This is a genomic window from Haloarcula sp. MBLA0163, assembly GCF_055632435.1.
On record NZ_CM145745.1, the window covers coordinates 245,764 to 272,537 of the forward strand.

The 26,774-nt window shown below is 52.0% G+C and carries 21 protein-coding genes and 2 pseudogenes; 10 read left to right on the forward strand and 13 right to left on the reverse strand.

Annotated elements, in window-relative coordinates:
- Positions 1-83: 83 nt before the first annotated feature.
- From ACV7GQ_RS01250 to ACV7GQ_RS01260, 3 genes and pseudogenes are all read right to left on the reverse strand, one after another.
- Positions 84-1,201: pseudogene (locus tag ACV7GQ_RS01250) on the reverse strand (glycosyltransferase family 4 protein).
- Positions 1,198-2,826, reverse strand: coding sequence for an alkaline phosphatase family protein (locus tag ACV7GQ_RS01255; RefSeq protein WP_470311747.1), 1,629 nt, complete (start codon positions 2,824-2,826; stop codon positions 1,198-1,200). Before ACV7GQ_RS01255 ends, ACV7GQ_RS01250 begins: the two are co-directional and overlap by 4 nt.
- 327 nt (positions 2,827-3,153) lie before the next feature.
- Entirely contained in the window at positions 3,154-4,308 is a 1,155-nt protein-coding gene (locus ACV7GQ_RS01260) for a hypothetical protein (protein WP_470311748.1), read from the reverse strand.
- Between the two features lie 83 nt (positions 4,309-4,391).
- Here ACV7GQ_RS01260 and ACV7GQ_RS01265 point away from each other — a divergent pair, with 83 nt between their 5' ends.
- Positions 4,392-5,459: a glycosyltransferase family 4 protein gene (locus ACV7GQ_RS01265; protein ID WP_470311749.1), complete on the forward strand. Its 1,068-nt coding sequence runs from the start codon at positions 4,392-4,394 to the stop codon at positions 5,457-5,459.
- Positions 5,460-5,467: 8 nt separating this feature from the next.
- On the opposite strand, the gene ACV7GQ_RS01270 is transcribed toward ACV7GQ_RS01265, so the two are convergent.
- The 3 genes from ACV7GQ_RS01270 to ACV7GQ_RS01280 are packed head-to-tail and all read right to left on the reverse strand — an operon-like array spanning position 5,468 to position 8,337.
- The gene (locus ACV7GQ_RS01270) at positions 5,468-6,406 is read right to left on the reverse strand and encodes an alkaline phosphatase family protein (RefSeq protein WP_470311750.1); all 939 of its coding nucleotides are present in this window, start codon (positions 6,404-6,406) and stop codon (positions 5,468-5,470) included.
- Positions 6,393-7,397, reverse strand: a complete 1,005-nt coding sequence (locus ACV7GQ_RS01275; RefSeq protein ID WP_470311751.1) for a glycosyltransferase family 2 protein — start codon at positions 7,395-7,397, stop codon at positions 6,393-6,395. The genes ACV7GQ_RS01270 and ACV7GQ_RS01275 overlap by 14 nt, the downstream gene beginning before the upstream one ends.
- Position 7,398: 1 nt before the next feature.
- Entirely contained in the window at positions 7,399-8,337 is a 939-nt protein-coding gene (locus tag ACV7GQ_RS01280) for a hypothetical protein (RefSeq protein WP_470311752.1), read from the reverse strand.
- A gap of 129 nt (positions 8,338-8,466) precedes the next feature.
- On the opposite strand from ACV7GQ_RS01280, the gene ACV7GQ_RS01285 reads away from it, so the two are divergent.
- Positions 8,467-8,703, forward strand: coding sequence for a hypothetical protein (locus ACV7GQ_RS01285; protein WP_470311753.1), 237 nt, complete (start codon positions 8,467-8,469; stop codon positions 8,701-8,703).
- A 227-nt stretch (positions 8,704-8,930) separates the two neighbouring features.
- Entirely contained in the window at positions 8,931-10,064 is a 1,134-nt protein-coding gene (locus ACV7GQ_RS01290; protein ID WP_470311754.1) for a hypothetical protein, read from the forward strand.
- Between the two features lie 30 nt (positions 10,065-10,094).
- On the opposite strand, the gene ACV7GQ_RS01295 is transcribed toward ACV7GQ_RS01290, so the two are convergent.
- From ACV7GQ_RS01295 to ACV7GQ_RS01310, 4 genes and pseudogenes are all read right to left on the reverse strand, one after another.
- Positions 10,095-11,975: a sulfatase gene (locus ACV7GQ_RS01295; protein WP_470311755.1), complete on the reverse strand. Its 1,881-nt coding sequence runs from the start codon at positions 11,973-11,975 to the stop codon at positions 10,095-10,097.
- A gap of 109 nt (positions 11,976-12,084) precedes the next feature.
- Positions 12,085-13,017 carry a hypothetical protein gene (locus ACV7GQ_RS01300; RefSeq protein WP_470311756.1) on the reverse strand — a complete coding sequence of 311 codons (933 nt, stop codon included), beginning with the start codon at positions 13,015-13,017 and terminating at the stop codon, positions 12,085-12,087.
- 178 nt (positions 13,018-13,195) lie between these two features.
- Positions 13,196-13,977 (reverse strand): annotated as a pseudogene (locus ACV7GQ_RS01305) (IS5 family transposase).
- Between the two features lie 118 nt (positions 13,978-14,095).
- Complete coding sequence (locus ACV7GQ_RS01310) at positions 14,096-15,250, reverse strand: N-acetyl sugar amidotransferase (protein WP_470311757.1); 1,155 nt, start codon at positions 15,248-15,250, stop codon at positions 14,096-14,098.
- A 106-nt stretch (positions 15,251-15,356) separates the two neighbouring features.
- On the opposite strand from ACV7GQ_RS01310, the gene ACV7GQ_RS01315 reads away from it, so the two are divergent.
- The 7 genes from ACV7GQ_RS01315 to ACV7GQ_RS01345 all read left to right on the forward strand — a co-directional run bounded on the left by ACV7GQ_RS01315 (position 15,357) and on the right by ACV7GQ_RS01345 (position 21,710).
- A complete protein-coding gene (locus ACV7GQ_RS01315; protein WP_470311758.1) occupies positions 15,357-16,496 on the forward strand; it encodes a DegT/DnrJ/EryC1/StrS family aminotransferase in 1,140 nt (379 codons plus the stop codon).
- A gap of 69 nt (positions 16,497-16,565) precedes the next feature.
- Positions 16,566-17,594: an SDR family NAD(P)-dependent oxidoreductase gene (locus ACV7GQ_RS01320; protein WP_470311759.1), complete on the forward strand. Its 1,029-nt coding sequence runs from the start codon at positions 16,566-16,568 to the stop codon at positions 17,592-17,594.
- Positions 17,595-18,548, forward strand: a complete 954-nt coding sequence (locus ACV7GQ_RS01325) for a Gfo/Idh/MocA family protein (protein WP_470311760.1) — start codon at positions 17,595-17,597, stop codon at positions 18,546-18,548.
- A complete protein-coding gene (locus ACV7GQ_RS01330) occupies positions 18,541-19,251 on the forward strand; it encodes an acylneuraminate cytidylyltransferase family protein (RefSeq protein WP_470311761.1) in 711 nt (236 codons plus the stop codon). The genes ACV7GQ_RS01325 and ACV7GQ_RS01330 overlap by 8 nt, the downstream gene beginning before the upstream one ends.
- The gene (locus ACV7GQ_RS01335) at positions 19,248-20,024 is read left to right on the forward strand and encodes an oxidoreductase (protein ID WP_470311762.1); all 777 of its coding nucleotides are present in this window, start codon (positions 19,248-19,250) and stop codon (positions 20,022-20,024) included. The genes ACV7GQ_RS01330 and ACV7GQ_RS01335 overlap by 4 nt, the downstream gene beginning before the upstream one ends.
- Before the next feature lie 50 nt (positions 20,025-20,074).
- Positions 20,075-21,244 carry a UDP-N-acetylglucosamine 2-epimerase gene (gene neuC / locus ACV7GQ_RS01340; protein ID WP_470311763.1) on the forward strand — a complete coding sequence of 390 codons (1,170 nt, stop codon included), beginning with the start codon at positions 20,075-20,077 and terminating at the stop codon, positions 21,242-21,244.
- A gap of 61 nt (positions 21,245-21,305) precedes the next feature.
- The gene (locus ACV7GQ_RS01345; protein ID WP_470311764.1) at positions 21,306-21,710 is read left to right on the forward strand and encodes an acyltransferase; all 405 of its coding nucleotides are present in this window, start codon (positions 21,306-21,308) and stop codon (positions 21,708-21,710) included.
- Positions 21,711-21,732: 22 nt separating this feature from the next.
- On the opposite strand, the gene neuB is transcribed toward ACV7GQ_RS01345, so the two are convergent.
- The 3 genes from neuB to ACV7GQ_RS01360 form a co-directional block, all read right to left on the reverse strand.
- Entirely contained in the window at positions 21,733-22,770 is a 1,038-nt protein-coding gene (neuB, locus tag ACV7GQ_RS01350) for an N-acetylneuraminate synthase (protein ID WP_470311765.1), read from the reverse strand.
- Between the two features lie 61 nt (positions 22,771-22,831).
- Positions 22,832-24,649: an ABC transporter ATP-binding protein gene (locus ACV7GQ_RS01355; RefSeq protein ID WP_470311766.1), complete on the reverse strand. Its 1,818-nt coding sequence runs from the start codon at positions 24,647-24,649 to the stop codon at positions 22,832-22,834.
- 599 nt (positions 24,650-25,248) lie between these two features.
- Entirely contained in the window at positions 25,249-26,667 is a 1,419-nt protein-coding gene (locus ACV7GQ_RS01360; RefSeq protein ID WP_470311767.1) for a sugar transferase, read from the reverse strand.
- Between the last annotated feature and the right edge of the window lie 107 nt (positions 26,668-26,774).

The window sequence follows — 26,774 nt, forward strand, 5'->3', positions numbered from 1 at the left end:
CCGAAAAATTTTTGATATGGTTGTAGCTGCCAAGATATCAAACCAAGCGGTCCTCACAGCCTAATTTTTATGAGGCTATATTTCTATCCAAGAATTGACTCATAGACGGTACAATACTGGTCAACCATTCGTTTCTCGGTAAACCGTTCGGATGCGATTTGTTGAGCCTGTTGACTCATGGTTTGTCTTCGCTCCGGATGTTTGAGCAACTCTTCTGTCTGATTTACAAACGTTTCCTCATCTACAGCAGATGATAGTATAAATCCGGTCTCGCCATCGGTTACTGCTTCGGCTACTCCCCCACGTCGCGTGCTACAAGAGGGACACCAGCATGTAGGCATTCAAGAACCGTTAGAGGAAATCCTTCAAATCTGGATGGTAACAAGAACACATCGAAATCTGGAAGCAATTCGAGTGCATCATCCCGAAAACCAGGTATATAGACGTTGTCTAGGCCATGGTCGTCAACAAACTGGCGGCACTCACTGACAAGTGGCCCGCTACCAATGAGCACTGTCGCTATGTCATGACCTCTGTCACGGAGTTTTCGTGCAGTATCAAGGATCGCAAGCGGGTTCTTTTGTGGCGCAAGCCGCGCAATCGCTCCAATAATCGGTGTTTCAGTATCAATCCCGAATTCGTCATAAATTGTATTTCGATTAGATGAGTAACTTAGAGGCGGAATTCCATTGTGAATAACCGAGCCCGATTTTCTTGACAATATGCCGTTATTCCGTCCCTGACGCCAGTCGTTTTTTGAAACACAGACGATTTCATCCGTACGGTTAGCGAGAAATCGCTCGCCTTGAATTATGAGCGGGCGAAGCATGTCATATTCTGTATTATAAAACCCCCATCCATGGACAGTAAAAATGCTTGGGACGTCTGCCTGCGAAGCAGCTATGCGTGCGAGAGCCCCGGCCTTCGTGCTATGACTGTGAACCAGATCAAAGTCACCCTCCGTAATTAGCTTCCGAAGATCCCGATACGCCAGCACGTCCTTGGGATGTGGAGAACGCTGTAAGTTCGGTTGGACGTGTACTTGTATTCCCGCGTTTTCAAGGCGATCAATCAAACGGCCACCAGGGCCGCATGCAACCGCTGTCACATCGTCAACCTGCGTTGCTAGTGATTCCACGATCCGCGGTGCGCCACCCCAATGTGACCGGGTAATAACCTGCAAGATGCGGTGTGATGTCATTCTATGTATCCCAGCTGCTCTAGTCGATCGGTCACTGTCTCCGAGGAAGCTAACGAATCGTCGGTATAATATCGTCTTTCGTCCGGAACCGGAAGCTCTGTAAGGTCGCCTGCAAGGTGATGACCCAGTTCAGACGGTATGGACCCCTCCATCACAGCTGCCTGTTCATATCCGAACAGACTGAGTATTATCGGAGCGATGTCGGGTGCATTTGGTTCGATGTTGATGTTTGGTCCGATTGATGGCCCTGCAATGATACAGAGTCCTTGATACGTATGGCTAAACTCGTCTGTCGTCCCGAAAATCGGCTCACGAATAACATCTGTCACTTTCCAAATCATCTCGTTGGGTTGGACCACGATGTCCGGTGCTGAGGCTTCGTTAGGTACCTCGCTCCCGTGGCGGTCGTGTCGATCGTAGACTGTCGCAAACACAGGTGTTCCATCAGGTGCTGTGAGTGACTCGAGCGCCTGAACGAGCTCTGCCCGGACCGTGGGGAATTCATCTGTCGGGATGATCCCATCCGGATCACGCCCCTCAACATTACACCTGATACCAAGCGAAGAGACTGACCGGCAATATGCCTGTGATGACTCCCAATCGACGTGTTCGGCAGCCCCCACTAGGACATCGGTGGGTAGTCTCTGTTGGATTGGTGATGCGAGTCCGACAGTAGCTAAAGCTTGCTCTGCACGCTGTGGCGTGACCCCGACACGCCTCAGAGCAGCCAGAGCTGTCCCAATCAGACGCCGAGAAAGTGTACTGTCTTCACTTGTACTTTTCATTCGGAGCTTTGTCGTTTCCCCCCACGAGTGGCGCTCCGAGTCAATCGATGTCTGCAGTTTTCCTCGATTTCGAAGCCAGGTATTACAGCGAAACGTTCGTTCGTATTCGTGGATCCCGTGATCAGACACGACGAGAACAGTTGTGTCGTCGTCGACGAGGTTGAGGAGTCTACCGACTGCGTCGTCGACGCGACTGTAGACACGCTCAACCGCTTCCTTGTCATGACCCATCGTATGAAATATCGAGTCGGTCCGCTGGAACTGGACCATCATGAACGACCAGTCGTGGCGATCGGCAAGAGTTTCGGCTGCAGTCACCCGTGAGTCGATTAACTCTATGTTTTCTTCGATTTTCGCGTCTCGACTGTCGGTTTTCCGGGCGTAGATCCGGTAATTATCGTCTATATCGGTCTGTGAAGTTGGTCCACCATTGATGAGAATCTGACTGTCGTCTGGAGCGAGATACCCGGGGACCAGACTACCGGAGAAGTGATGAACTGGATGGGTAACCGGAACATTGACCACGATAGAACTGAGCCCTGCCTGATCGAGATATTCCCAGAGATATGGGACTTGTAGGTCCGTTGCACTGACGAGATGCGGGTCGTCGGTCGTGTAATCGTAGAAATCGTAGATACCGTGTGTCCATGGCGTCGTCCCGGTGGTAATTGAGGGCCACGCGGAAGGTGTCCATGGTGGTGTCGTCGTCGTTAATGGCCCTGAACTGCCTCGATCATGGAGCCGTTCAAGATTTGGCATCACACCGCGTTCAATAAGCGGGTTGATCTGTTCCGCGCAGACAGCATCAAGGCCTATACACAGAACTGTCGTCTCACTCATTGCTTCAAAGGCAAGTATACCTCGGTAGTGTGAGTGATTAGATATAGGTGCCGATTCTGCCTCCGGTAGATTGTTTATGATACTCCTGGAACGGACTGTATGGATGTTCGATCGGCTATCCGCCATTCAAGATCGTATCGACTGATTCGGAAAGGCGGGGACTATCTCTCGAACAGCCACCTCTATCGGGGCCTACAGAACCGTCGTATTCTCGGGGCGATTCTGTCCATATTTGTCGCAGCGAGCATCGTCCGAATCCTCCTGTCGGACATGAGTGATCCAGTAGCGTTCCTCAGTTTCGCGGTGATGTTTCTCGTTCTGGCGTGGTTACTGAAGGATGTCATACGTCCGTCGGAGACGTAACCACCAGTCGTCGAGAACGGGACTCGCAAATACTACCAGCAGTAGCACGAATGGGACCCGGTGGCGTGCTGTCGTTCCGAAGTTTGCGTCGATCAGACCATAGCCAACTATACCTGCGATGTACACGACCCCCAAGAAAACCAGTATGGTCCGATCGGTTTCACAGTCGTAGATCGAGGCCACTGTCCCGAGTGCAAGGACGATTAGCAGGGGGAGCGAACTGAGTGCGAGTAGGTGGAAAATCTGTTCGACATGTAGTGGGAACGGTGCAAACTGAAAATATATTGCTCGGGCAGGAGCCGAGAGCAGGACGTCAATCCACGATGCATATTCGAAGGAATCGAGATACACCGCACCGCCTGTCGCGCGGTACGTAACCTTACTGTTCAAACGATTGATTGGAAACCACCGGGTGAAAGCGAGAAAGCCTATCAATCCGAACGGCACGACCGAGACGAGGATTCCGGTCAAAGACACAGTTCGCTGGAGAACTTGATCTAGCATGAACACGAACGTCGCCGCCCCGGCGCCGACCACCACAATCAGAGCCAGCTCCGGACGGAGCAGATACAGTAGGCCCCACAAGGGTATAGCGACGGTTCCTGGTCCAGGTATGGACTTGTCGAACGCGTGAACGAGCAGTGCCAATATCGTCACGAATACCAGAACGGTGAAAGAATCACGCATCGGGATCGTGAGCATCACGAACGGTAGTGGGAGAAAAAGGATAAGGATCGTCGGTACGTGCGTCTTTCGCAAGTCCGGATAGAGACGCTGGAGTATATCCCGGAGCGGGAACGGGAGCAATACGGCCATGAATCCGTTGACGATCGACAGCGCTGTCGGGTCCGACCCGACCAGACTATACACGAGCGCCTGGAGCGTAGCGAAAGACGTCACAGTCGTCGCGTACCCCGGGAGCTGCCCGCCGAGAATCGTCAGTGCGGATTCATGGAATTTCGCGATGTCCCAGGCGTAGGGGACGCGCGGCAGGACGATGACCGCTACGAAGACGTGCCCGAATAACGCGAGCGTTGCGGCATAGCGGTATGGGGGTGCCATCCGGCGGGCCACAAACAGAAACGAGAGAGATACAATCACGAGTGCGAGCAGCCACATCGTCTTCGCAGATGACAGCGACGACACTAAACGTTCTGTCTCGAACGGGTCCTTTTTGCCCGACGGAATCAGAATGGGTAGTGATGGAGTTCGAGGAGCCGATCCGGCTCACCTACCTGATCAACACGCTCAGCGTCGGCGGCGCAGAGCGAGGAATGGCTCGTCTCCTCTCGGGCTTGCCTGTCGAGCGATTCGACGTCACAGTCGTCGCACTCGCGACTCGAGGCGGTGGTATCGTCCAGCAGTTGCCGGACCACGCCAACGTTGTTGACCTCCAGATTGACTCGCCATTGGATATCCACCGAATTCGGGAGATTTGGTACGTACTACCGGAGACAGATGTGCTGGTCACGTCGCTGTACCATGCGACCCAGATCGGCCGCGTGCTCGGGACACTCCAACGAGTGCCGGTTGTTCTGAGTTGGCAGCATAGTGAGCGATTGGCGAGTGACCTGCGACAACAATTGTTCGGTCTCCTTTCTATATTCGATTCCCGTGTATTGGCTGATTCTCATGCGGCCTCTCGCGGAGCAGCCGAATCGGGGGTCGACCCCCAGAACATTTGCTATGTGCCGATCGCGGGTATCGAGCTTGATGCGTACTCACAGGTAATTCACGGTTCACGGGAAAAAATAACAGTCGGGACATTGGGACGGCTCACACCGGAAAAAAATATGCAGGCGGTGCTGGATATCGCGGACAATCTTCGGTCAAAAGCAATCAAATTCCGTATTGGTGGTTTTGGGCCGAATCGAGAAGAGCTGGAAGAATATGCGTCGAAGAAGGAATTAGAAAATGTCACATTTGATGGAGAGATTAGCGACGTCCCGAAGTTCATGAGTGGTCTAGATATCTACCTGCAAACCTCATACCGTGAGGGCCTCTGTCTCACTGTGTTGGAAGCAATGGCAGCCGGACTGCCGATTATCGCGAGCAACGTCGGCGGAATCGTCGAAACCGTCGTCCCGGGGGAGACTGGCGTGCTCGAAGCGCCATCCGCGACGGACGCGTTCACGCAGCATGTACTCGAGTTCAGTTCCGATCCGGACCGTCGGGCACGGTACGGTGCTGCTGGGCGAGAGCGCGTGGCTGAACACTACTCCCGAGCACGATTAGTCCAAGCATTCCTCGACGTTATCGACGACATCTGACACTGTAGCTACTCCCGATATCCGAGAGCCTGTAAACGATCCTCGACAGTTTCCGTTTCGACGCCGTCCGCGGATTCGCTGTCTGCGGCACGAATCTGGCGACGCTCTCCTCGTTCGTATACTAACCATGGGACTCGGACGACAGGCTCGTCGTACAGCCCACGGGGATGACCGTATTCCCGAATCGGAATCGGAGAGGCGCGCTCCCCGACGTAGTTTCCGTGATCGGCAGTGACGACGGTCTTTCCGGTGAGCGCGTCAAGCAACGCCGCGACGTGTTCGAGTACGTATTCGAGATTCTCCTCGTAGATCGTCCACAACTCGTCGCGGGAGACATCGAGCGTCCGCTTAAACTTCTGATTCCAGACGTTCTCGTCCGTTGGTTCGCCGCCTTCACCGTTTATCTGACTGAGGTGGTGCTTGTCGAAGGCTGTATCTGCGGGCACGAACGGATAATGTGGTTGCATGTAGTGCACGACGAGTCGTTTGTTTGGATATCGCTCGGCCACTTCGAGGGCCGCCTCAGTCATCGTCTCGGCCCGGACCGTACCAGTGTCGTCGTCCCAGCCGTCTTCGAGCCAGACGTTGACCGTCTCGTGAAGGCGGATCTCCCAGCGGTCGCGATTCTGCTCGAGTTGGGGATTCGCTGTCACGTAGACAGTATCGCGGAGGTCACGTCCGTCGAAGTTCGCTTGCAACCACTCGACCGTTGAGGAGCCTTTCGAGATTCGTGCGGAAAGCGAACCGGCGAGGCGACTGGTCGATTCGAACATGTCGTATCGGCAAGCGTCGAGCACGACGAGCGTGTCCCAGTCTTCCTCGAAGATATCGACACCGGCTGTATTCACCGAGCGGCTGCCGCCGCGCCGATGAACAAGACGGTTCAAACCCCTCGCGAAGAGCCGCGGATTTCGCAGCGCTCGTGATAGACGGTCAATCGTTCCCATAGCTGTCACCTGCTCTGTCCTCGAATACGACGCCATCCAACAGCTCACCATTGGAACAGCCGCTTCGCCGTATCGCTATACTTCGCTTTATCTTTCGTAACTTCGAGACGGTGGACGGATGTATGAACGTAAGCAGATATAACAGCACACGCTCCAGTGTCCTGTCTCTTTGAAATGCCTCCTGGAAGTATTTCCGCCCCGTTCGCAAGTCTCCCTGTCTCAGATACGCTCTACCGATACGCTCTTCGATCTCTCCTTGTGCCTGCTCCCAGTACCCCCTGGTGCGAAGTAGGCCTTCGTGCTTTTCTAGGATTACTTGGTTATCCCGGCGAGCGGATTCGGGCGAGCTCGACATGCTCTCGTGAATCGTCCTGAAACATAGATGCTCTAAGATGGCAGCGACAGCCCACTCCTGGCAGAGTCGGAGGTAGAAATCCCAGTCCTGTTTGGTTGGGAGCGACTCGTCGAATGTCCCGATGTCGTCGAAGCAGTCCTGACGAACGAGAACACGAGACGGCGTGCCGATCTGGTTGCCGGCGAGCATCGTTTCCGAACAGTTCCCGCTGGGCGCACTGCTCTCACAGTAGACGAGTTCCCTATCAGGCGTGATCGCCGCTACGAGACACGTCACGAGTCCGACCGTCTCGTCCGCTTGGAGTGCCGATACCTGCCGCGCGATCTTCGTCTCGTGCCAGCGGTCGTCATCGTCGAGAAACGCGACAAACTCCCCCTCAACGGTTCGAATTCCTGTATTCCGCGCTGCGGATAGCCCCTTGTTCTCCTCGTGGCGAACACAGGTCACAGACTCGGGATACTCGGACACAATTTCTTCTGCATACGGTTCTGTGGATCCGTCATCAACGACGACTACCTCGATATTCTCGTACGTCTGTCCACACGCTGTCTCGATTGCACCCGTAAGGTACTCCGGGCGTTCGTACGTCGGAATGACGACGCTTACCAATGAATCAGATTCGTCGTTGTCAGCCATTTTATTTATATCCTAAATCGGCAAGACGCTGTGAGACTGTTTCGTTTTGACTGATGCTTGCAGCGGAAGATTCCTCTTCGACGATATTTTTCCTGTCTCTTGTATTTGTGACAAGCCACGGAATATCAGTGAGCGCAGGGATACGGATATCAGGAGGATGGCCATAGATCCGATTTGGAGCGGGCCAGGCTCGCTCACCGAGTGCGTTACCGTGGTCAGATGTAACTACTGTGTGCTCCTTGAATTCCTCCACGAGACGTTCTACATATGGCAGAACGATGTCTAGATTCTCACGATAAGCCGCCCAAACGAGGTCGGTCGGGACGGACCCTTCGTACATTTGCTCCCAGATCGATTTTTCCTCACGACGTGCCTCGTCATCAGTCGCCATTCGTTTCGAGAGTTCCATTCCTGAATGAGTCTGCAATTTAGTCTGCCCAATTTCGCCAATAAATGGATAATGAGGCTGGATAAAGTGAGCAACCAATCGCTTGTTTGGATGCGCCTGGTAGGCGGCGATCGTCTCTTCAGTCATGATCTCTGGGTGTATTGTATGGAGGTCATCATCCCAGTGATCCTCCCAAACGTTGACGACTTTGAAGAACTCATCGTCCAAATGAACGTTCACCTGCGGGTTTGCGGTGACATACACTGTATCGCTGAAGTCTCCGCCTTTGAAATTATGCTGTAGAAACTCCGGTGTGTTTGAAGCCGCAGAAGTACGTTTGTGTAGATTTCCCGAGAGGGTAGACTGCTCGGCGAACATATCGTAGCGGCAGGCGTCAAGGATTACCAAATTATCCCAGTCTTCATTTGGGAGATGAATTCCCTCATGTGGCAGATGTCTGTGTATCGTCCGTGCTGCATATGGAAACCCGGCTTGCCGCCACCAGAGTCGGTCGTTCCAATGTTTGATTGGCTTTGTAACAAAATCAATCATGCTACAGGTGAGTTTATAACCAAACATTCATTAGAAGTGGTTTTATAGCTACTGATAGTGTCTACTGATATACTGCACATATATTTCTCACCCTCAGAGTCTTATGTAAATGCTGACGAATCGCGATTTGTGATTCGCGATGAATTAAAGGGCGAGGGTGAAGACTGGTTCGTGGAACTTGCGAGATTGGATATCGATGCGACCGAGACAATCTCGTACGAGGCTTTTTGGCCGCATATCGTGATCTCTTCTCGAGGTGATCTTCTTACTAGTCTTCGCCTCTACAATCGATTAGAAGAGCGTCTTGAACAAGATACGCCTTCAACAATAGTCACTCATGGTATCAAAGATGCTTACAAAAAGTAGCCGAAGATCTCGGTGACAAATACGAGATTTGTGTTAAGCACGAACAAAAAAAGGGAATCTACGAGAAGTTTCGTTCAAGATTCGTCCTGAGATTCTCAGTACTACTATTATTGGTTGACGAAATATATTCAATATTGAAGCGTACTGTCTTTTCAACGGACTCTATTCAAAAAAATCGGCCCCTATTCTTTCCATATCCTGGGCGATACGAGAGTATGTCTCCGGTAATGACCGAGATGGAAGATGATTATAACACCTTGGTTACCCCGTTATCAATAAGTTGGAAGAGGAGAGAACACAACGAAGAGTGGGAGCGGGACGGCACAACTCTATCGGAGCACGCAACAATTCAAACGGTAGTAAAGCAGATATTTACTCTGTTTAAATTGCAGTCAGCGGTATGGTCAGAGCAAGTGACGATCGCCTCAAAAATAGGCGGCCAACTAGAATCAAAACATCACATAAGGGCCCCCCGCACTATCAAGTACATTTGCAAGAACGTAATTGTCAGAAATCTCAGGACAATTTTGTCAGGATATTTAATACATAAATCTCTGCAAGACATAGAGCCAAGTGACGTGATTGTTGGGGGAATGAGCCCGAGAGACAGACTGGCTTTGATTACCGCGGAGGAAGTAGGTGCTACCACGCATTATATACCCCACTCAATTGTGAATTCAAACGAGGTCGTACCTCCATCAGGAGAAACTCATCACTATGTAGCGGGCCCTGCTGATGAGAGGGAGCTGAGAGAAATATACCCAGAAGAAATGCTACCGGAGATCGAGCAAACTGGTCGCCCTTATCTTGATTCACTCGTTACCGAAGAAGCGAGGGAAGCGTCTGAGAGTGGTACTCAACGAATTATTCTGGGTACGCAACCTTACGATGATTGGGTTCGTGAACAATTTGTCACCGATATCTTACACAGGCTAAATAATATTGATTATAATGGAAAAGCGATTCTGAAAATCCACCCATCAGAAGACTCAGAATACTATTCGAGTAATATTGACACGGACTGGTATCAATTTGATATAGTGATAAAGGAGGGGCCTATTGAAAAATGCATTTTTGCTCGAGATGTCATGATTACAATCAATTCAAACGTGGGTATTGAGAGTATTTTATTAGGAGCATACTGTATATCGTATAACCCATTCAGACCATTTGTTCTTTCGTCATCATATATTGATGTTGATAATGTGCCGGAGGCAACTACCAGAGAAGAATTATCACTCACACTCAGGAAAGTTTTAGATTCGGCAGAAAGACACAGTCAAAAATCATATATATGCGATGCATATCTAATCGGTGATAGCGCAAATAGAATTGCAAGAATGATTGAACGCATTAATTAATCTATAGTCCAATCACATGACAAATAACCATTACTTGTATCCCAAGTTCTCGAGTTGTTCAATTGTTTCCTGCGCCGGCCTTTTCGCAACAACATCAGATTTGTATGTCGATAGATCTCTCAAAATGAATTTCTGTGCAATCTCACGAAGCTCTCGTTGCGTGTCGGTGTCAAGGCGCGTTTTAACAGATGAACTAAAATCAGTATTCGAATTATCATAAAATTCCTCCAACATAGCCCCCTCTTCAAGAGTGTTCCTACTCGGGCTGTCAGGGTAGTCAGAACCGTATGTGAATATTCCCTTCTTCCCATCTTTTTCAACCGCGACTGAATAACAATCTGGGTAGATTCGTTCAGTGATTCGAGGCCTGTCGTTTCCTGCTTTTCGAATAGAAGTTCCTTCACATTGATCTGGAGTATCAATGTCAAGAAGATCTGTGATAGTGGGAAGGAAATCGATGGTATTGATAGATTCTGGCAGGTTCCAATCTACGTCGCTTGGTGTTTTGATTGCCATGAATGGTTGGATGTTAGAATTATATAATGAAGTATGTGTGAAAAATCCTTTTTCACCAAATTCTTCACCGTGATCACCAGTGATAATTATCAAAGAATTATCAAATAGATTTTTTGTTTTTAGATAGTTGATTAACCTAGTAATTTGTGAACCCGTATATCTTACCGAACACGAATACCAGTCCCTCATAGTATCGATAAGTTCGGAGGGAAGGTTGAACGATTCATTGACACCGTCGACGTACGTCCAATTTTCAGTTTTCTTGGCAGTAAATTCGGATTTGTACTTTTTAGGGAGCGAAAAATCTATGTCAGAGGAATTTAAATATTCGACAGGTGGTATATAGGGGTAGTGAGGGTCAAACACATGCAGGAAATAAAATAGACTATGTTCACGAATTCTCGTATCGTTTTCTATCCAGTCTATGAGTTGGTTCACACTTTCTGCAGAGTCACCATCACGAGTGATCCAATCGGAGTACGACATTCCATCGTGCTTGAATCGGTGAAATCCACTTCCGAATCCGAATTCAGGAAGAATCCGACTATGGCTCACCAAGCCGGAACATTTATATCCTTGTTCGGTTAGAATCTCAGGAATAGTAATTAAATCCGGATTAATTGGACGCTGATCACCTTCTGCTTTCCCGTAGCCAACATACCCATGCTGGCTAGGATGTGTACCAGTGAACATAGAAGCGTGGGAAGGGGGTGTCCACGTACCCTGAGTTCGGGGTTCGGATGGAACGAACGCATCCGGTTCTAGTGCATCAATTAGTGACTGGAGCTCATCCTGTGTATCATATCTCAAAGTATCAATTGATATTAGGAATATGGGCGGTAGTTCCTCTTTTGGGACTACTGCTGGCGTCCCATATGCAGGGGTGGTGACTTTCCGGCTTCCATGCATGTTGCACGCCCGAGACAGAATTCCACTAAGCTTCGACCGATTGATTTCAGCCTCTATTGATATTTCAATAGGCGATTCTGGGGATTGGATGTCTACTTCTTTCCAGAAGATAGTAGGATAATCATACGAAGAGTCGAATGATATCTTTTGACTTTGATTGTTGGTTAGTTTAATCTCAATCTGGGTAGTCTCGTTTAGGCAGGCGAATGGCACCTCTATCGAATCAATTTCTTGTTCGAAATCAACCGAAAAGCTATCCTCAAAATTCTCCAGAACCGATTGAATATTCAAATAGTCACTTTGTGTCACTTGATATGATCCTGACTGTTGCGTAAGCTCCAACCAGTATGGTGCATCCGTATTAGCTACTCGTTCAATAGCATTGGGTACATGATGACTAACCCTATCAGCGGCCCCCGCTAAGACTGTTCCAAAATTACCGCGTAGAATATTTGCAATTGCTCTTTTCACAAGATAAGTGGACATCTATATACTCCATTTTCGGCAAGTGAGTAAATAATTCACGCTATTTTGCCATCAGTATCGAAAGAGATCTTAATTGGTTTTTTGCTGTGTCGGGAGTTGGAGAATGATTTCAGTCGTCTACGTAGCCGAGATCGGCCAATCGGTCACGGACTTCGCTTTTCTTAACATCGGCCGAGTGAGAGTTTATTTTACCAGGCGTAATCTCTTTTCGATCACCGTTCTCATAGATGAGCCACGGAACTTTAATTAGCGGTTCGATATGTCGCTCTATAGGATGACCGACGATTTTCCACTCCGACAAGTATCCAAACACGTTGCCGTGGTCAGATGTTACAACCGTTTTTCCCTGCAAATCGCCCATAATCTCTTCTATTGCGGGCAATGCTAATTCAAGGTTTTCTCTGTAGGCTTTCCAAACTTTTTCCTTGTCATATTCTCCTCTTCTAAGCAGTTCCCAGAGGTTTGGTTCGCCTTCATCAAATCCTCTCACTCCGCCGGAGAATTTACCTCCATGTGGAATTTTCTTCCCTGTTTCACCGATAAATGGTTGATGGGGAGGAATGTAATGGGCTAAAATCCGCTTGTTGGGGTATTTTTCAGTAGCCTCCCGAACACGTTGGTTCATAACTTCGGGGAGAACTGTGCCATACTCTTCATCCCAATCGTCTCTCCAAACGTGGATGATATCGTAAAAGCTGTCTTCCACATTTGGTTTGTAATATTTTGGGGTTGAAGTCACACAGACGAGCTCGGGGAAAATCTTATTCTGGAACGTCTTTCGAACGTACTCTGACGTATTTGATGCAACTGAATAGTATGATTCTAATTCCCCAGGAAGGGAGTGACAATCTCTGAACAAATCATATCGGCAAGCGTCGAGTAAAAGAAGATTATCCCAATCCCGTTCGGGTATCAGTGGGTCATTCCGTTTCAGAACTCTTCTTGAGATACGGGAGTGGACTTGCCAACCCTTCCTGAGAAAATGTGACTTGGCAAGCTCTGGATTTCGGACCCCCTTTTGAATTTGTGCGATTGAATACATCTAGTGCAGTGGGTTAGTGCTCCAGCGTTCATAGAAGTTATGTGTCTCGAAATTACACAACTCTAACCATTCTTCGAATTATAAATTACGCAAAATTATTTGAATTCGATAATTTTGTCTCTGTAGTTTCTGTACACGGTGGTTGATTTTACGAATATCTGACGCTACAGCGGAGGTTTTAGATGGTGGCTTTAAGTAGCATTTCACGGGACTCCAGCCACCAGCTTCGCGAACGCACGACTGCGGCGAGCGTCCGCTTGATGCTTTAGAAGGTGGTTTCAGACATGGATTGTTGGTTGATCGATCACGGTCTATGCGGGCGTTGTAGGCGTGATTGAGCGTGTTCCTGATTCTGTGCTTGATCAGTGGTCTGATGCCGTTTTCACGGAGTTCGTCGCGGAAGGCCTTCGCGTCGTATCCGAGATTAGCTGCAAGGCTCCGCAGGTCGCCCGCCAGCGGGTGACCTGCGGGCCGACCTTCGTGTCGTGTTTCTTCAAGATGGTTGAGTTGACATCGTGATGTGCAGCGTTTCGACATCCACCAAGACAGTAACTTTGAGTGCCGGACGCGGTAATGCGTGCGGTTTGCGTAGTGTCAGCTGGGTTGATCACGGTCGAAGCCAGTCGAATCGATAGCAGTGTGGCCGGTGTGTTTCTCGGCTGACGCACCGAGAAACGCACGCCACGTCTTCGTTGGAATCCGCGCAAACCCCGTGCCGAGGACGGTGAAGTGTGGCAGCCGCGTGAGGCCGATCTCGTTGAGGACACCGGGCATTTCGCTGAGCAAATCCACTGCGATGCGGTAGGATTTGCCCAGCTTGATACGGGGTCTATGCAGCGTGAGCACCGCCGACTCAGCGAACCCGCCATCCACTTCGGGGTCGTCAGGCTCGTCTGGGTTCTTGACAACTGATTTATCATTAGCCACCGTAATACGCGCGAGTAGACGGAATACTGACATTAAATCATTCCTTCTCTTCGCTTTCTACGGTAATAACGCAGTCGCGGCGTCTCCGTCTGGCGAAACTACAGAGCCAAATTTTCGATACCGAATTCAGCTACGCAGGAGGCTACGGCAGCTAACACTCAATATTGATGTTCTCGAAATCGGATTTTGGCCGGGGTACTGTTCCGGACTCAAGGAACGAGTCGCCGAAGATATCTTCATTTCTGTGACTCTCGGCGATTTCCCAGAACTCTCGATCTGAGTATCCTGTGAAATCTAGGAAATCGTCTAGGATCTGCTCGTCTAATTTGTGATCGTGTTCCCGGATGAGATTGATACCTTCCTCAATGGAGATCTCGAATTCGTCACTCCGCCGGCGGTATCCGACGACGTCTGTAGTACGCATATAGCCCATCTTCGGATACTTCATCCAGACGTTCATCAGATACGCTTTTGAGTCTATCTGATCATACGACTCGATGAATCCTTTTCGATCCCACTCGTCGTTGATTGTTCTGAATCCGTAATTTTTCGCAATTCGATAGTTCCGATAGCCATCCCATGGTCGGAAGTAGCTGAGATAGATTGGTTCGAGTCCCACAGACTCGATTTCAGAGATATCGGGATACCGCATCTGATTGAGGTTTTCTTCGCTGACACCGTTTTCGAGCCAGAGATTGAAGTCGACGGGTTTCGCGACATCGTTTTTGATCTGATCTATCGCACTGTAAGGCTCTTCGTCGTCATGATCGTACTGGACGCCGCCGTACTCCCAGCTCGTGTTCTCTCCGTACACGATCAGCGGGATATCGAAGTCGATACCCATCTGGATTGGCACGCAGTAGATAGCTCGATCGATCGGCCACGTAGGGCTCCCGAATTCCTCGAACGCGATCCGGACCATCTTCCGTACCGTCGCTGGACTGAGATCGACGGTGATGAGATCACAATCGAAAGCTTCCGCATTGTTGTACAGATTATATTCCCCAGCGTCGGTGTTCGTGAACGGATCACTGACTGCGACAAGAAGGGGGTTCATATCGAGAACCTCCTTCATCATGTACGTCTGATAGTGGCTATCTTTGCCCCCGCTTACTGGGATGATACAATCGTATGAACCGTCGTCGCGACGGTGCTCGTCACAGATCTGCCCTAGATGCTCGAATCGTTTCTCGTAATCAATCTCGCTTCGCATTTCCTGATGAACGCATCCTTGACATTTGCCCTCGACATTGAGTTCGACGCCCGGCTTGGTTGTAGGGATGAGGCAGTTGACACACCTTTTCATTGACTCATCAGACACAGGTCCGAATTATAATAGTGATGCTCCACACCGAAACGTGAGCGTTGTTCAGCGTAACCTATACACCTGCGCTCAGAGTAGGAATGTCAAGATGGCTGATCGGATTCCATTGTTCGAAATCGCCTGGGACGAGCAGGAGATACTGAATGCGGTCGAGTCGATCGGGAGGGGCGGGTACTGGGCGAAAGGGCCGTTCGTCGACGAATTCGAGGACAGACTGGAATCGTACTTCGGAGTCGAGCACGCCGTCGTGGTGAATTCGGGGACATCCGCACTCGTGGCAGCTCTAGAAGCCGCCGGTATCGGTGATGGCGACGAGGTCATCGTTCCGTCGCTGACGTTCATCGCGACCGCCAACGCGGTTCGGCTCGTCGGTGCCGAGCCCGTCTTTGCCGACATCGAACCTGACACGTACGGACTCAATCCAGAATCGGTCAAAGAGCAACTCACGGACCGGACGGCAGGAATCATTCCTGTCCATCTCTATGGTAGTCCATGCCGCATCGAGGCACTCCGAGATATCGCCGCAGAACACGAGTTGCTGCTCGTCGAAGATGCTGCCGAAGCGTTCGGATCGACGTACGGTGACGACACAGTCGGGACGTTCGGCGATGCGGGCGTCCTCTCGTTCTGCCAGAACAAAATCGTCGTCACCGGAGAAGGAGGCGCAGTCATCACCGACGACGACGAGATCGCGGCCAACGCTCGACTGTATCGATCACACGGGCGTGCGCCGGGCGACTACTTCGAAAACGTCGGCTCGGGGGAGTACCTCTCGCTCGGCGCGAATCTCCGGATGTCGGATCTTACCGCGGCGATCGGCTGCGCCCAGATGGAAAAGGTGGACGAACTAATCGGCGGCCGGCAAGCCGCAGCGCAGTATATGAACGAGAGGCTGACTGACGTAGACGGGATTCGAGTACCAGCACCGATCGACGGCGGAACGCACGTTTACCAGCTTTACACCGTTGAGTTCGACGACGAGATTGATCGTCAGGTCGTTATCGACACGCTTGAAGAACAAGGAATCTCCTCGAAGATCTACTGGGACACGCCCGTCCACGAGATGCGATATTATCAGGAAACCCTCGAGGGACCGACTCCCGAAGCTCCAATTACTGCAAAAATCACAGACAAGATTCTTTCACTGCCGATTTATCCGGATCTCGCACCGAAACAGGCGGACCGGATCGTTACAGCGGTCAGAAAGGGTGTCGACCGGGCACGGTAACGATTTGAATGCAGTTGGTCATCGGCGGCAAAAGCAAGACACTTCCCGATGGTCGTCCCTTCTGAGGGTATGAACTCTCTAAAAGGAAAGAATGTTCTCATTACAGGTGGCTGCGGCTCGGTCGGGGCAGAACTCGTCTCTCAGGTACTGAAAGCTGATCCGGCGGTCGTTCGCCTCCTAGACAACGACGAGGCGTCGCTATTCGATCTCCAGACCCACTACCACAATGAGTCTCGTCTCCGGTTTCTGCTTGGCGACATTCGTGATCGAGAGCGGCTTAGACTGGCGATCGAAGGGATTGATGTCGTATTTCATGCCGCGGCGGTCAAACACGTGGAGATCAACGAGTACAACCCCTTCGAAGCGGTCCAGACCAACGTTCGGGGAACACAGAATCTCATTCGAGCAGCGATTGAGGAGGAAGTTGAGGCGTTTGTCGGTATCAGCACGGACAAGGCTTCGAACCCGACATCGGTAATGGGGGCTACGAAGCTGCTGTCGGAACGACTCATAATCGCGGCGAACAACTATACGGGAGATAAAGACATCTGCTTCGGGTGCGTTCGATTCGGGAACGTTCTCGGCTCAAGTGGCTCCGTGATTCCGCTCTTCCTCGAACAGATCCGAGACGGTGGCCCTGTCACGGTTACCGATCCCGAGATGACGCGTTTCATCATGCCAATCGCCGAAGCGGCGGGTCTCGTTGTTGAAGCCTACGAACGAATGATGGGTGGTGAAACTTTCGTCCTCAAGATGCCGGCGTTCCGAGTGGGTACCCTTGCCGAAGCAATGGTTGAAGAGTATGCACCCCCGGCAGGATACGATCCGGACGATGTCGAGATAGAGGTCGTGGGGGCACGACCTGGCGAACGCATCCACGAGAAACTTATATCCCAGGACGAGCGCCGGCAGGCACGTGAACTTGATACGATGTACGTCATCTTGCCGCAGATCGACGTGTCTGCATACCAGGACTTCCCACATGCGGACGCAGCCCCCGTCGAACACGCCTATACATCCGCCGACGAGACGCCTCTCTCGAAAGAAGCGATTATCACGAAGATTGACGATCACATGGCGCCACGTTCGCTCTTATAAATGCGCGTGCTGCTCACCGGACTTGGATCAATCGGCCGTCGACACGCGAGATTGCTCAAGGAGTCGGCCCACGAGGCCGAGTTGATTGCATATCGCAGCGGGACCTCCGGAACAGGTAACGAACTCGGGATAGACGAGTACACGCGCTTACAGGATGCCCTCGCGACCGATCCTGACGTCTCGTTTATCACCAATCCGACCGACAAGCACGTAGAGACCGCCCTGACGTGCGCGAAAGCGGAATGTGACCTCTTCGTAGAGAAACCGCTCTCACACAATCTGGAGGGAATCGACGAACTTGTTACCGTCGCAGACGAGCGTGATCTCGTCACCTACGTCGGCTGTCAGTTGCGATTCGACCCCGTTTTGAACGCTGCTCAAGAGCGACTTTCGGACGATGCGCTCGGATCGGTTCTCTCATTTCGCGCGACTGCAGGATCGTATCTCCCCGACTGGCGTCCCGATACAGATTATCGAGACTCTTACAGTGCGGATCCGGATCGTGGCGGCGGGGTCGTACTCGACCTCGTTCACGAGATAGATTACTCCCACTGGCTGTTCGGTCCGCTGAAGTATACTGCCTCGGATATCCGGCATACAGACACCCTCGATATCGATTCAGAGGCCATCGCAGAGGCAATCGTGAGCGGTGCGGACGGTTGTCTCGGGAGTATCCATCTCGACTACTGCCGACGGCAACCACAACGAACGCTTGAGATTGTCTGCGAGAGGGGAACGATCGTCGCTGATCTCGAAGAACAGGTGCTCACTGTAGAGTACCCCTCCACGACGGAGACAGAGACGTTCGACTACGACCGTGATCGGCGCTTCCGGGAACAACTGGAGTACTTCCTCCAGCACGTCGACACCCGGAAGGCGTGTGAGAACGACCTCCGGGAGGGAAAAGAGGTATTAGAAATAGCTCTCGACATTCGAGGAGAACACAATGACTGAGATTCTATGTACGATTTGTGCCCGAGGTGGCTCCAAAGGCGTACCCGACAAGAACGTACGGGAAGTCGGTGACAAACCTCTCGTCGGACACGCAGTCTCGGACGCCCGACGATGGGAGCGAGAGGCAGACGTCGTGGTCTCGACCGACGACGATCGAATAGCCACAGTCGCCGAGGAATTCGGTGCGTCGGTTCCCTTCCGCCGCCCACCAGAACTCGCGACCGACAGTGCTGGGAAACTACCCGCCATCCAGCACACTGCCGAGCAGATAGAATCCAACCGAGGGAAAAAATACGAGTACGTCGTCGATATAGACGCGACCACACCACTCCGCCATCCCTCAGACATCGAGGATTGCTTTCTCGCCGTCGTCGAAGACGAACGAGCGACCAATGCATACACTGTCTGTGAAGCGGACAAGAATCCGTATTTCAACATGATTGAACTCGACGAGGATGGGTACGCTTCACTCTCGAAAGACGTCGGTCCCGACGTGGTCCGCCGCCAAGACACACCGACGGTGTATGAGATGAATGCGGCTGTCTACGTATATAATCGTGATTTTCTGATGGAGACTGACTCCGTACACGGCGAGTACACGCGTGTCTCGGTCATGCCAGCGGAGCGTTCAGTCGATATCGATACTGAACTTGATCTCGAATTCGTGGAGTTCATGTTCGAGCGCCAAGAGCCAGAGATATGACCGACGATCTCTTCGACTTGACGGGAAACGTCGTCCTCGTCACCGGTGGTGGGGGACTGATCGGTGCCGAGGTTTGTCGAGCACTCGATCATCGCGGTGCCACTGTCGTCGTAGGGGAGTACGACGAAAAACGAGGCCGTGAGGTCGCGGGACAACTAAACCGTGGTGAGTTCGTCGCACTAGACATCACAGACTCCGCAGCTACCGATTCGGTGTGTGAGCACGTCTTCTCGAAGTACGATCGTCTTGACGGGCTAGTGAATCTGGCGTACCCACACACAGAAGACTATGGTCAGCCTTTCGAATCAGTGGGGAAAGACGAGCTAATCCAGAACATGTCCCTTCACCTCGGCGGCTACTACGAGATGACGAAAACTGTTGTACTGGAGATGCTTGAGCGCGGCTGTGAAGGGTCTATCGTGAATTTTAGCTCGATCTACGGAACGCAAGCCCCTGATTTCACCGTCTACGAGGGAACCGAGATGACCAGTCCAGTCGAATACTCTATGCTCAAAGCGGGGGTCCTTAATTTCACCCGATACTTAGCATCGTATTTGGGTGCAGACGGGATCCGAGTCAACAGCGTCAGTCCAGGTGGTGTGTTCGACGATCAGCCCGAGCAGTTCGTCGATAACTACGAACGGAACGTCCCACTCGGCCGTATGGCGGTGCCAGAAGATGTCTCGGGAGCGGTGGTGTACTTGCTCAGTGACGCTGCGTCGTACGTCACTGGGCACAACTTAGTGGTAGATGGCGGCTGGACAATCAACTAAGGTCAACCGGTCACGACAAGATTGTAATAGTGGGTCCGGTAAGTTGAGGTATGGATTCTGACGCCCGTGAGATTCTCATCCTCACGGGAACAAGAGCGGAGTACGGGCTCCTGAAGTCTTCGATGGAGGCGATCCAAGAGCACGAGGAGCTATCGCTGTCCATCGTCGCAACTGGGATGCACCTCTCCCCGAAGCATGGGAAGACCGTTGAGCAGATTCGCGACGATGGATTCACTGTCGACCGTAAGGTCTCGATGCAACTCGATGGGGACTCCGGAGCAGCGATGGCGAAATCGCTCGGAATCGGGACGATGGGGCTCACAGACGCATTCCAGAGTCTCGATCCAGATTTCGTGTTGTTGCTGGGCGACCGGGACGAAGCATTAGCCGGCGCGCTCGCAGCGGCGCACATGAACATCCCCGTCGCTCACATCCACGGCGGAGATTCAATGCACGGGGCAACCATCGACGATAGCATTCGACACGCGATCACAAAGTTCGCGCATCTCCATTTCCCGGCTTCCGAACGGAGTGGCGAGCGAATCCGAAAGATGGGCGAAGAGGAGTGGCGAATCACAGTTTCCGGAGCCCCCGGCCTCGACGATATCCAGGCCAGCGAGTATGAGAGTCCGGACGCAGTGCTCGAAAAGTACGAGATCGATCCGAATCAGCCACTGCTACTCGTCGTTCAGCATCCGGTGACGACACAACCGAATCGGGCTGGCGAACAGATGGCAGCGACGCTCAACGCAATCGAGTCCATCGATGCACAGACAGTGCTGATTTACCCGAACTCGGATGCCGGGGGCGATCAGATGATTGCGGAGATCGAATCACGGTCGGAAGCAGGGAGGGCTCGGACATTCCGAAGCCTCCCGCGCCGTGAATATCTGGGATTGATGACCGCTGCCGACGTGATGATCGGGAACTCTTCGAGTGGAATCATCGAAGCCCCCTCGTTCGACCTTCCGGTGGTTGACGTTGGGCCCCGACAGGATGGCCGTGAGCGAGCAGCAAACACGCTCTCGGTCCCGCACGAGCGCGACGAAATCCAAGCGGCGATCTCGAAGTGCCTCACTGACGACGCTTTCCGGGAGCAAGCTACCACCTCCTCGAATCCGTATAACTACGGTGGAGCGGGGATACGGATCTGCGAACGGCTAGCTGACGTCGAAATCGATGAGCGTCTCCTTCAGAAACAGCTTGATTTCGATCGCTAATGTCCCCTACAGAATTGAGCACAGGACAACATAGATGGGTTTCCGCGCCGACTGGACTCGTATGAGTGACGACCCACGAGAGAGATTTGAAGAATGGGAGCATCCAGAGATAGTCGACGGCGAGCTCACTGAATATAATTGGCTAGTAAACCAACCAGCGGAGTTGCAGTTAGAGGAGTATGTCGATATTGGAGCGTTCACAGTGATTAATGCTCATTCTGGAGTGACGATTGAGGCGGGTGTCCAGATTGGACCACACTGCGATATCCACAGTAAATCGACGATCGATGGTAAATCGGGAGATGTTCACATCCGAGAAGGGGCACGAATCGGGTCACATACGACGGTTCTTCCCGGTGTCGAGATTGGTCGTGATGCACTCGTTGGCTCGCATAGTCTGGTCCGTGAGGACATTCCTGAAGGGGCTTTTTACAAAGGGGTACCAGCCACGAACGCGGACCAGTGAATCAAGTGGATTCGTACAGACGCTATTTCAGATCCTCTTTCCTGAGAGGGTCATCTTCCGCTTGAGAATTCGCGACTTTTCGACCAAGCACCGTCTGCAATTCACTCGGTGATAACCCCTCTGCTGGTCGAACGATTTTGAGATCGGCTTCAGAGAGTATCGTTCCCGGCTCAAGATCGTTCGCTGCATGGAGACTCTTTCGCGAGACGGTCCGAGTTTCCATTTCAGCATCGACGGGACGCTTTTCGCTGTCTCCGAGGGCCATTGCTGCGGTTTCAACCAACTCGACACAGCGATCTAACTTTGCCGGCTCGAGCGACACCTCGTGATCAGGGCCAGAAAGCGTCGAATCCAGCGTAAAGTGCTTCTCTAACACACACGCACCGGCGGCAACAGCTAGCGCCGGCGTTTCGGGCAGTGTCGTGTGATCGGAATACCCGACCGGGACCGGTAGTTCCTCATCCATCGTCTGCATCGCGCGAAGGTTGACGTCCTCGACGGCTGCCGGGTACGACGAGGTACAGTGGAGAAAGACCACCTCGGCGTCAGGGTTGGCAGCTGTGATCGCCTCGTAGGCGTCGCGGACTTCTGCCATCGTTCCCATGCCTGTACTGACGACCATGGGTAAGTTGAGATCCGAAATATGTCTGAGGAGTGGATGGTTGTCCAGTTCACCCGAGCCAACCTTGATTGCAGGAACGCCGAGATCGGCGAGCATCGTAGCGCTCTCGGGATCGAATGGCGACGAAAGAAAGGTAATCTCTCTCTCGGCACAATATTCCATCAACCGCTCGTGGTCAGCACGACCCAACTCGTACTGCCGTAACATCTCGTACTGACTGTCTTCGTCCGTCGTCTCCTCCTGATACTCGGCCGTATCGGCGTCCTTGGTGACGAGTCGATCGGCGCTGAACGTCTGGAACTTTACTGCATCGGCCCCCGCTTCGGCCGCAGCATCGATTAACTGCTCGGCCATCTCGAGGTCGCCGTTGTGGTTGACACCTGCTTCCGCGATAAAATACGGCGAATCCTGCGAGATGGATTTGTCATTGATTTCCATACGAACGATTCACCGTACGGACTCATAGATGTAGCGGGCGCCAGGTCAACGACCTCAATGACTACTGATTCGGTTGTGATTGCAGCCCGTACAGTTCCGCGTACTGCCCGTCGTTCTCAATCAGTTCTTCGTGCCGCCCCGTCTCGATTATCCTCCCCGAGTCGACGGTATAGATACGGTCAGCGTTCCGTACAGTTGAAAGCCGGTGTGCGATGCCGACCATCGCATAGTCCCGATCTAGGTTCTCGATTGACTGCTGGACCTCTTGTTCGAGCGAGGAGTCCAGATCGCTCGTGGCCTCGTCCAGGACGAGAATGTCTGCATCTTTCAGCAGTGCTCGCGCGAGCGCAACGCGCTGCTTCTGGCCGCCCGACAGCCGAACACCGTTGTCACCGAGTTGCGTGTCGTACCCCTCGGGCAACTCGTCGAAGAACTCCTCGACCTTGGCGATCCGGACCACTTCGTTGAGTTCAGCCTCGGAAACGTCCCGATTGCCGATGGTGAGATTGTATCGAAGGGTATCGTTGAAGATGAAGGGATCCTGGCGGACGACGGCGATTCGATTGCGCCACTCGTCAATTGGCATCTCGTGAATCGAGCGGTCGTTCGCTCGTATCTCGCCGGAGTCAGGTTCGTACAGCCGTGCGAGTAGCGAGACAATCGTAGATTTACCAGCGCCAGATTGACCGACGAAGCCGATGAACTCGCCTTTCTTGAACTTCAGGGAGGTTCCCGAGAGTGCCTCGTCTTCCTGGGCCTCGTAGGAGAAGTGTAGATCATCGACTGTGACCGTCTGGACTTCATCGGGCACCGGTTCAGTCTCTTCACTCGGCTCTCGGTTTCGCTCCAGTTCGTCGATGAACTCTTGCGTTCGAACGAGATGCGGGAGGTTATTCTCGATCTGGTAGAACTTCGAGTTGAGTGAACTCACTTTCGGCCCCAGCCGGAACATCGCGAACAGGAAGACACCCAGTGCACCAAGTGACATGTTGGCGAACGAGATCGCGAGGTAGATCAACAGGAACACCGATATCGCGGTCAGCAGGTTGTAGAAGTTATTGATTGCCTCCTGATTGCGTTTCTGCTTGATGCTCGAGCTTGCAAACTGATCAACTGCACCGAGGAAATCGTCGAAGAGTTCGCTCTTGAGTCCAAACAGCTTCGTATCTCTGATACCCTGAGTTCCGGCCTGAGCCGCCTGCTGGACGCGTTCGTTCGCTTCGGCCACGCGATCACCGATGTCGTACCCGGACTCCAGAACAGTGCGGAAGAGAACAGTGAATCCGCCGAGGAAGACGATTGCGAAGACTGTCAGCAGTGGCGAGAGTACGACCGCAATAGCGAGGTACATCAGGCTCAGGAGCGATTGCTCGATGAAGTTGACGACGTACTGGATAACACGGCCTGCGTATTCGGCCTGCGTCACGATAGCGTTGAGGATGTCGTCGGACCCCTCTCGGTCGAAGTATTCGATCCTAGCATCCAGCGCATTGTCGAACGCTCGCATCTGCAGATTCCGTGTGTACTCGACGGTGAGCACACTCCGAAGCCAGCGGACGACAAACGTTGATGTCCAACGAACCGTTAGGATGAGACCCACGCCGGCGACGACCGTCCCCAGTGTGAACGGAATCCCTAGCGTCTGGTAGGCCAACACGAACAGTCTCAACACACCTTCAGCGTTGGCGCCGGGATTACCTGAGGACTGGACAATCTCAACGATAGGAAGAATAAATCCCAGCCCCACCGCTTCGAGGGTGGCAGCGAAAACACCGACGACGATAATCCCAACCGTCAATTTCGGTCGAAATTTGGCAACTCGAATGAGCGCACGGAGTTGCTCAAGCCGGGAGACGCTATTTAGATCCGTATCCGTCACTAATCACTCATCTGCCATTGGAAGATAAAAGTGATACGGTACGAATACTGTGTGAGTGCTATCGGAAATAACTCAGAATATCTTTGAGACTGTTGTTAAAGGCAATTTCGACATGATATCGGTTCCAGCGATCAAGCTGTCCGATAAAATTATAATAGGATGTGAATATTTTTCATTAAGTGACACTGACAAGATCTGTTGTGTCGGAACCAGTTCTCTTCTCGGTACGCCGATACAAGAGTGCTGCCGTGAGGTTAGTCCTGTAACGCATTCACTTATGTGCAGTATCGTGAACTTTGCCGAACGTGCCTAAGAGTTGCTTTTTTGCCGACAGCCTCAATTCAGTTCCTATCGGCCGCAACCTTCAGCGTCGTCATCAACGGGCTACTATGTGTCCGGATGCGCTTATTATTCCGAATAATTGTATGTAATAACAACCGAGATTCAACCAGACAAGGACAACCTGATTTTACGCAATGACGACGATATCGTGTGAAACTGTATTTTAGTAGCAAACGGTTGTCAGCATGTGAGACTTTCCCTTTCGGGCGCCAGGTTTACTGAAATAGGCAGGAATGCCGAACAGGAATAGTCATATCTCATATTTTCCCACGAATAGAATCAATTACGTCATCTAATACCCTCCAGACCTGTCGTACAACGAGCTTTAGATCGTACTGAAATGACTGATATTTCACGTATTCTAAATCGTAGCGGAGCTTCTCCTGTGGATTTGTCCCGGTCACACCGTTCACTTGTGCAGGGCCAGTCAGGCCTGGTTTCACGAACCATCGCTTTTGCCAAGCGACAACACCTGTCTGAATATCTGAGTCCAACGCCGGTCGTTCTGGACGCGGACCAACCACGCTCATGTCTCCACGCAACACCGACCACAGCTGTGGAATCTCGTCTAGATGCGTTTGGCGAAGAACTCGACCGACCGAGGTAACACGCGGATCAACGCCACCAGCATCTTCTTCGCTGATTTTCGCACCAGTATTCTCTTCGGCGTTTTCAACCATCGACCGGAACTTATACACCGGGAACGTCTCGCCAAACACAGCAGTCCGTTCTTGGTTGTACAGTACTGACCCACCGTCATCCAATTTGATGGCGACCGCGATACCAACAATGACTGGGGACAACACCAGCAACCCCACACCGGCGAACACGATATCGAACGCTCGTTTCATCATGTAATCCTGCATGTCCCAGGGTTCGATGTCTATGTCGACGATTGTCCCAACGCCCGACTCGCTCACTAAAACCGAGTCCGCATGATCACGGTGTACCTTCGCGTTCACACCGTGTTCGTAGCAGGCATCCAGCGCACCAAAGAACTCTGCCCGATCGGATTGGTCGAACGCCAGTACGACCGTTTCCACGTCGTACTCTACGAGGACGTCTTCAATGCGCGAAAGACCACCAAGCCGGTCTAAGTTACTCACCTCAACACCCCCGTCAGGGACAACAGCGGCCTCACTGCGCCTTCTGAGCGTGTTCGTTGGACAGAGATAACCGAGCAACGGCCCCTCCACTTCAGACACAACGTGATTGATGACTTCGAGCTCGTCACCGACAACGATAGTCCGATCACCGGTTCCGGACGGCCGTTGTCGGATCCAAATGAGCCATGCGGGTAGTGCGATCAGTAATACGGGCGTCACAAGCAGAAGGCTCAATCGCGGGAGCCGATACGTGTAATCGAAGTAGCCGATAGTCGCCAGCGCGAACATAGCCACGAGAACCCGCTTGTGAGCCAGTGCGACGATATCGAGGATACGGCGTGGACGTGGCTTGTACAGCGGGAAGAACGCACCTGTGACGATAGCGACAGTTAGCAGTAATTCGATCGTAAACTCAGGCGCGGTAGCTGGATTCTCGGCTAACCGGGCAATAATAGGGAATGCCTGCGCAAGCGACTGGACGACAGGATTGTTGACCAGTGCAACTACGACTGCCGAGAGGAGGATGACTCCTGACACACTCGCCAGCCGATACCGCCACCCACTATCCATTGATGAAGTGATTGCTGAGAGAGAAAATAAGTCCTGCGTCTGGTTATCGAAATGAGTAATGGGTCACCCAAGGCTGAGCTACAGTGAATGAGCCCAGATATGGTTAG

Excerpts from the sequence above, each read along its gene's own strand:
- ACV7GQ_RS01255 (WP_470311747.1), bottom strand. The coding sequence starts at position 2,826 with ATGAGTGAGACGACAGTTCTGTGTATAGGCCTTGATGCTGTCTGCGCG.
- ACV7GQ_RS01260 (WP_470311748.1), bottom strand. The coding sequence starts at position 4,308 with ATGTGGCTGCTCGCACTCGTGATTGTATCTCTCTCGTTTCTGTTTGTG.
- ACV7GQ_RS01265 (WP_470311749.1), top strand. The coding sequence starts at position 4,392 with ATGGAGTTCGAGGAGCCGATCCGGCTCACCTACCTGATCAACACGCTC.
- ACV7GQ_RS01270 (WP_470311750.1), bottom strand. The coding sequence starts at position 6,406 with ATGGGAACGATTGACCGTCTATCACGAGCGCTGCGAAATCCGCGGCTC.
- ACV7GQ_RS01275 (WP_470311751.1), bottom strand. The coding sequence starts at position 7,397 with ATGGCTGACAACGACGAATCTGATTCATTGGTAAGCGTCGTCATTCCG.
- ACV7GQ_RS01280 (WP_470311752.1), bottom strand. The coding sequence starts at position 8,337 with ATGATTGATTTTGTTACAAAGCCAATCAAACATTGGAACGACCGACTC.
- ACV7GQ_RS01290 (WP_470311754.1), top strand. The coding sequence starts at position 8,931 with ATGACCGAGATGGAAGATGATTATAACACCTTGGTTACCCCGTTATCA.
- ACV7GQ_RS01295 (WP_470311755.1), bottom strand. The coding sequence starts at position 11,975 with ATGTCCACTTATCTTGTGAAAAGAGCAATTGCAAATATTCTACGCGGT.
- ACV7GQ_RS01300 (WP_470311756.1), bottom strand. The coding sequence starts at position 13,017 with ATGTATTCAATCGCACAAATTCAAAAGGGGGTCCGAAATCCAGAGCTT.
- ACV7GQ_RS01310 (WP_470311757.1), bottom strand. The coding sequence starts at position 15,250 with ATGAAAAGGTGTGTCAACTGCCTCATCCCTACAACCAAGCCGGGCGTC.
- ACV7GQ_RS01315 (WP_470311758.1), top strand. The coding sequence starts at position 15,357 with ATGGCTGATCGGATTCCATTGTTCGAAATCGCCTGGGACGAGCAGGAG.
- ACV7GQ_RS01320 (WP_470311759.1), top strand. The coding sequence starts at position 16,566 with ATGAACTCTCTAAAAGGAAAGAATGTTCTCATTACAGGTGGCTGCGGC.
- ACV7GQ_RS01325 (WP_470311760.1), top strand. The coding sequence starts at position 17,595 with ATGCGCGTGCTGCTCACCGGACTTGGATCAATCGGCCGTCGACACGCG.
- ACV7GQ_RS01330 (WP_470311761.1), top strand. The coding sequence starts at position 18,541 with ATGACTGAGATTCTATGTACGATTTGTGCCCGAGGTGGCTCCAAAGGC.
- ACV7GQ_RS01335 (WP_470311762.1), top strand. The coding sequence starts at position 19,248 with ATGACCGACGATCTCTTCGACTTGACGGGAAACGTCGTCCTCGTCACC.
- neuC (WP_470311763.1), top strand. The coding sequence starts at position 20,075 with ATGGATTCTGACGCCCGTGAGATTCTCATCCTCACGGGAACAAGAGCG.
- ACV7GQ_RS01345 (WP_470311764.1), top strand. The coding sequence starts at position 21,306 with ATGAGTGACGACCCACGAGAGAGATTTGAAGAATGGGAGCATCCAGAG.
- neuB (WP_470311765.1), bottom strand. The coding sequence starts at position 22,770 with ATGGAAATCAATGACAAATCCATCTCGCAGGATTCGCCGTATTTTATC.
- ACV7GQ_RS01360 (WP_470311767.1), bottom strand. The coding sequence starts at position 26,667 with ATGGATAGTGGGTGGCGGTATCGGCTGGCGAGTGTGTCAGGAGTCATC.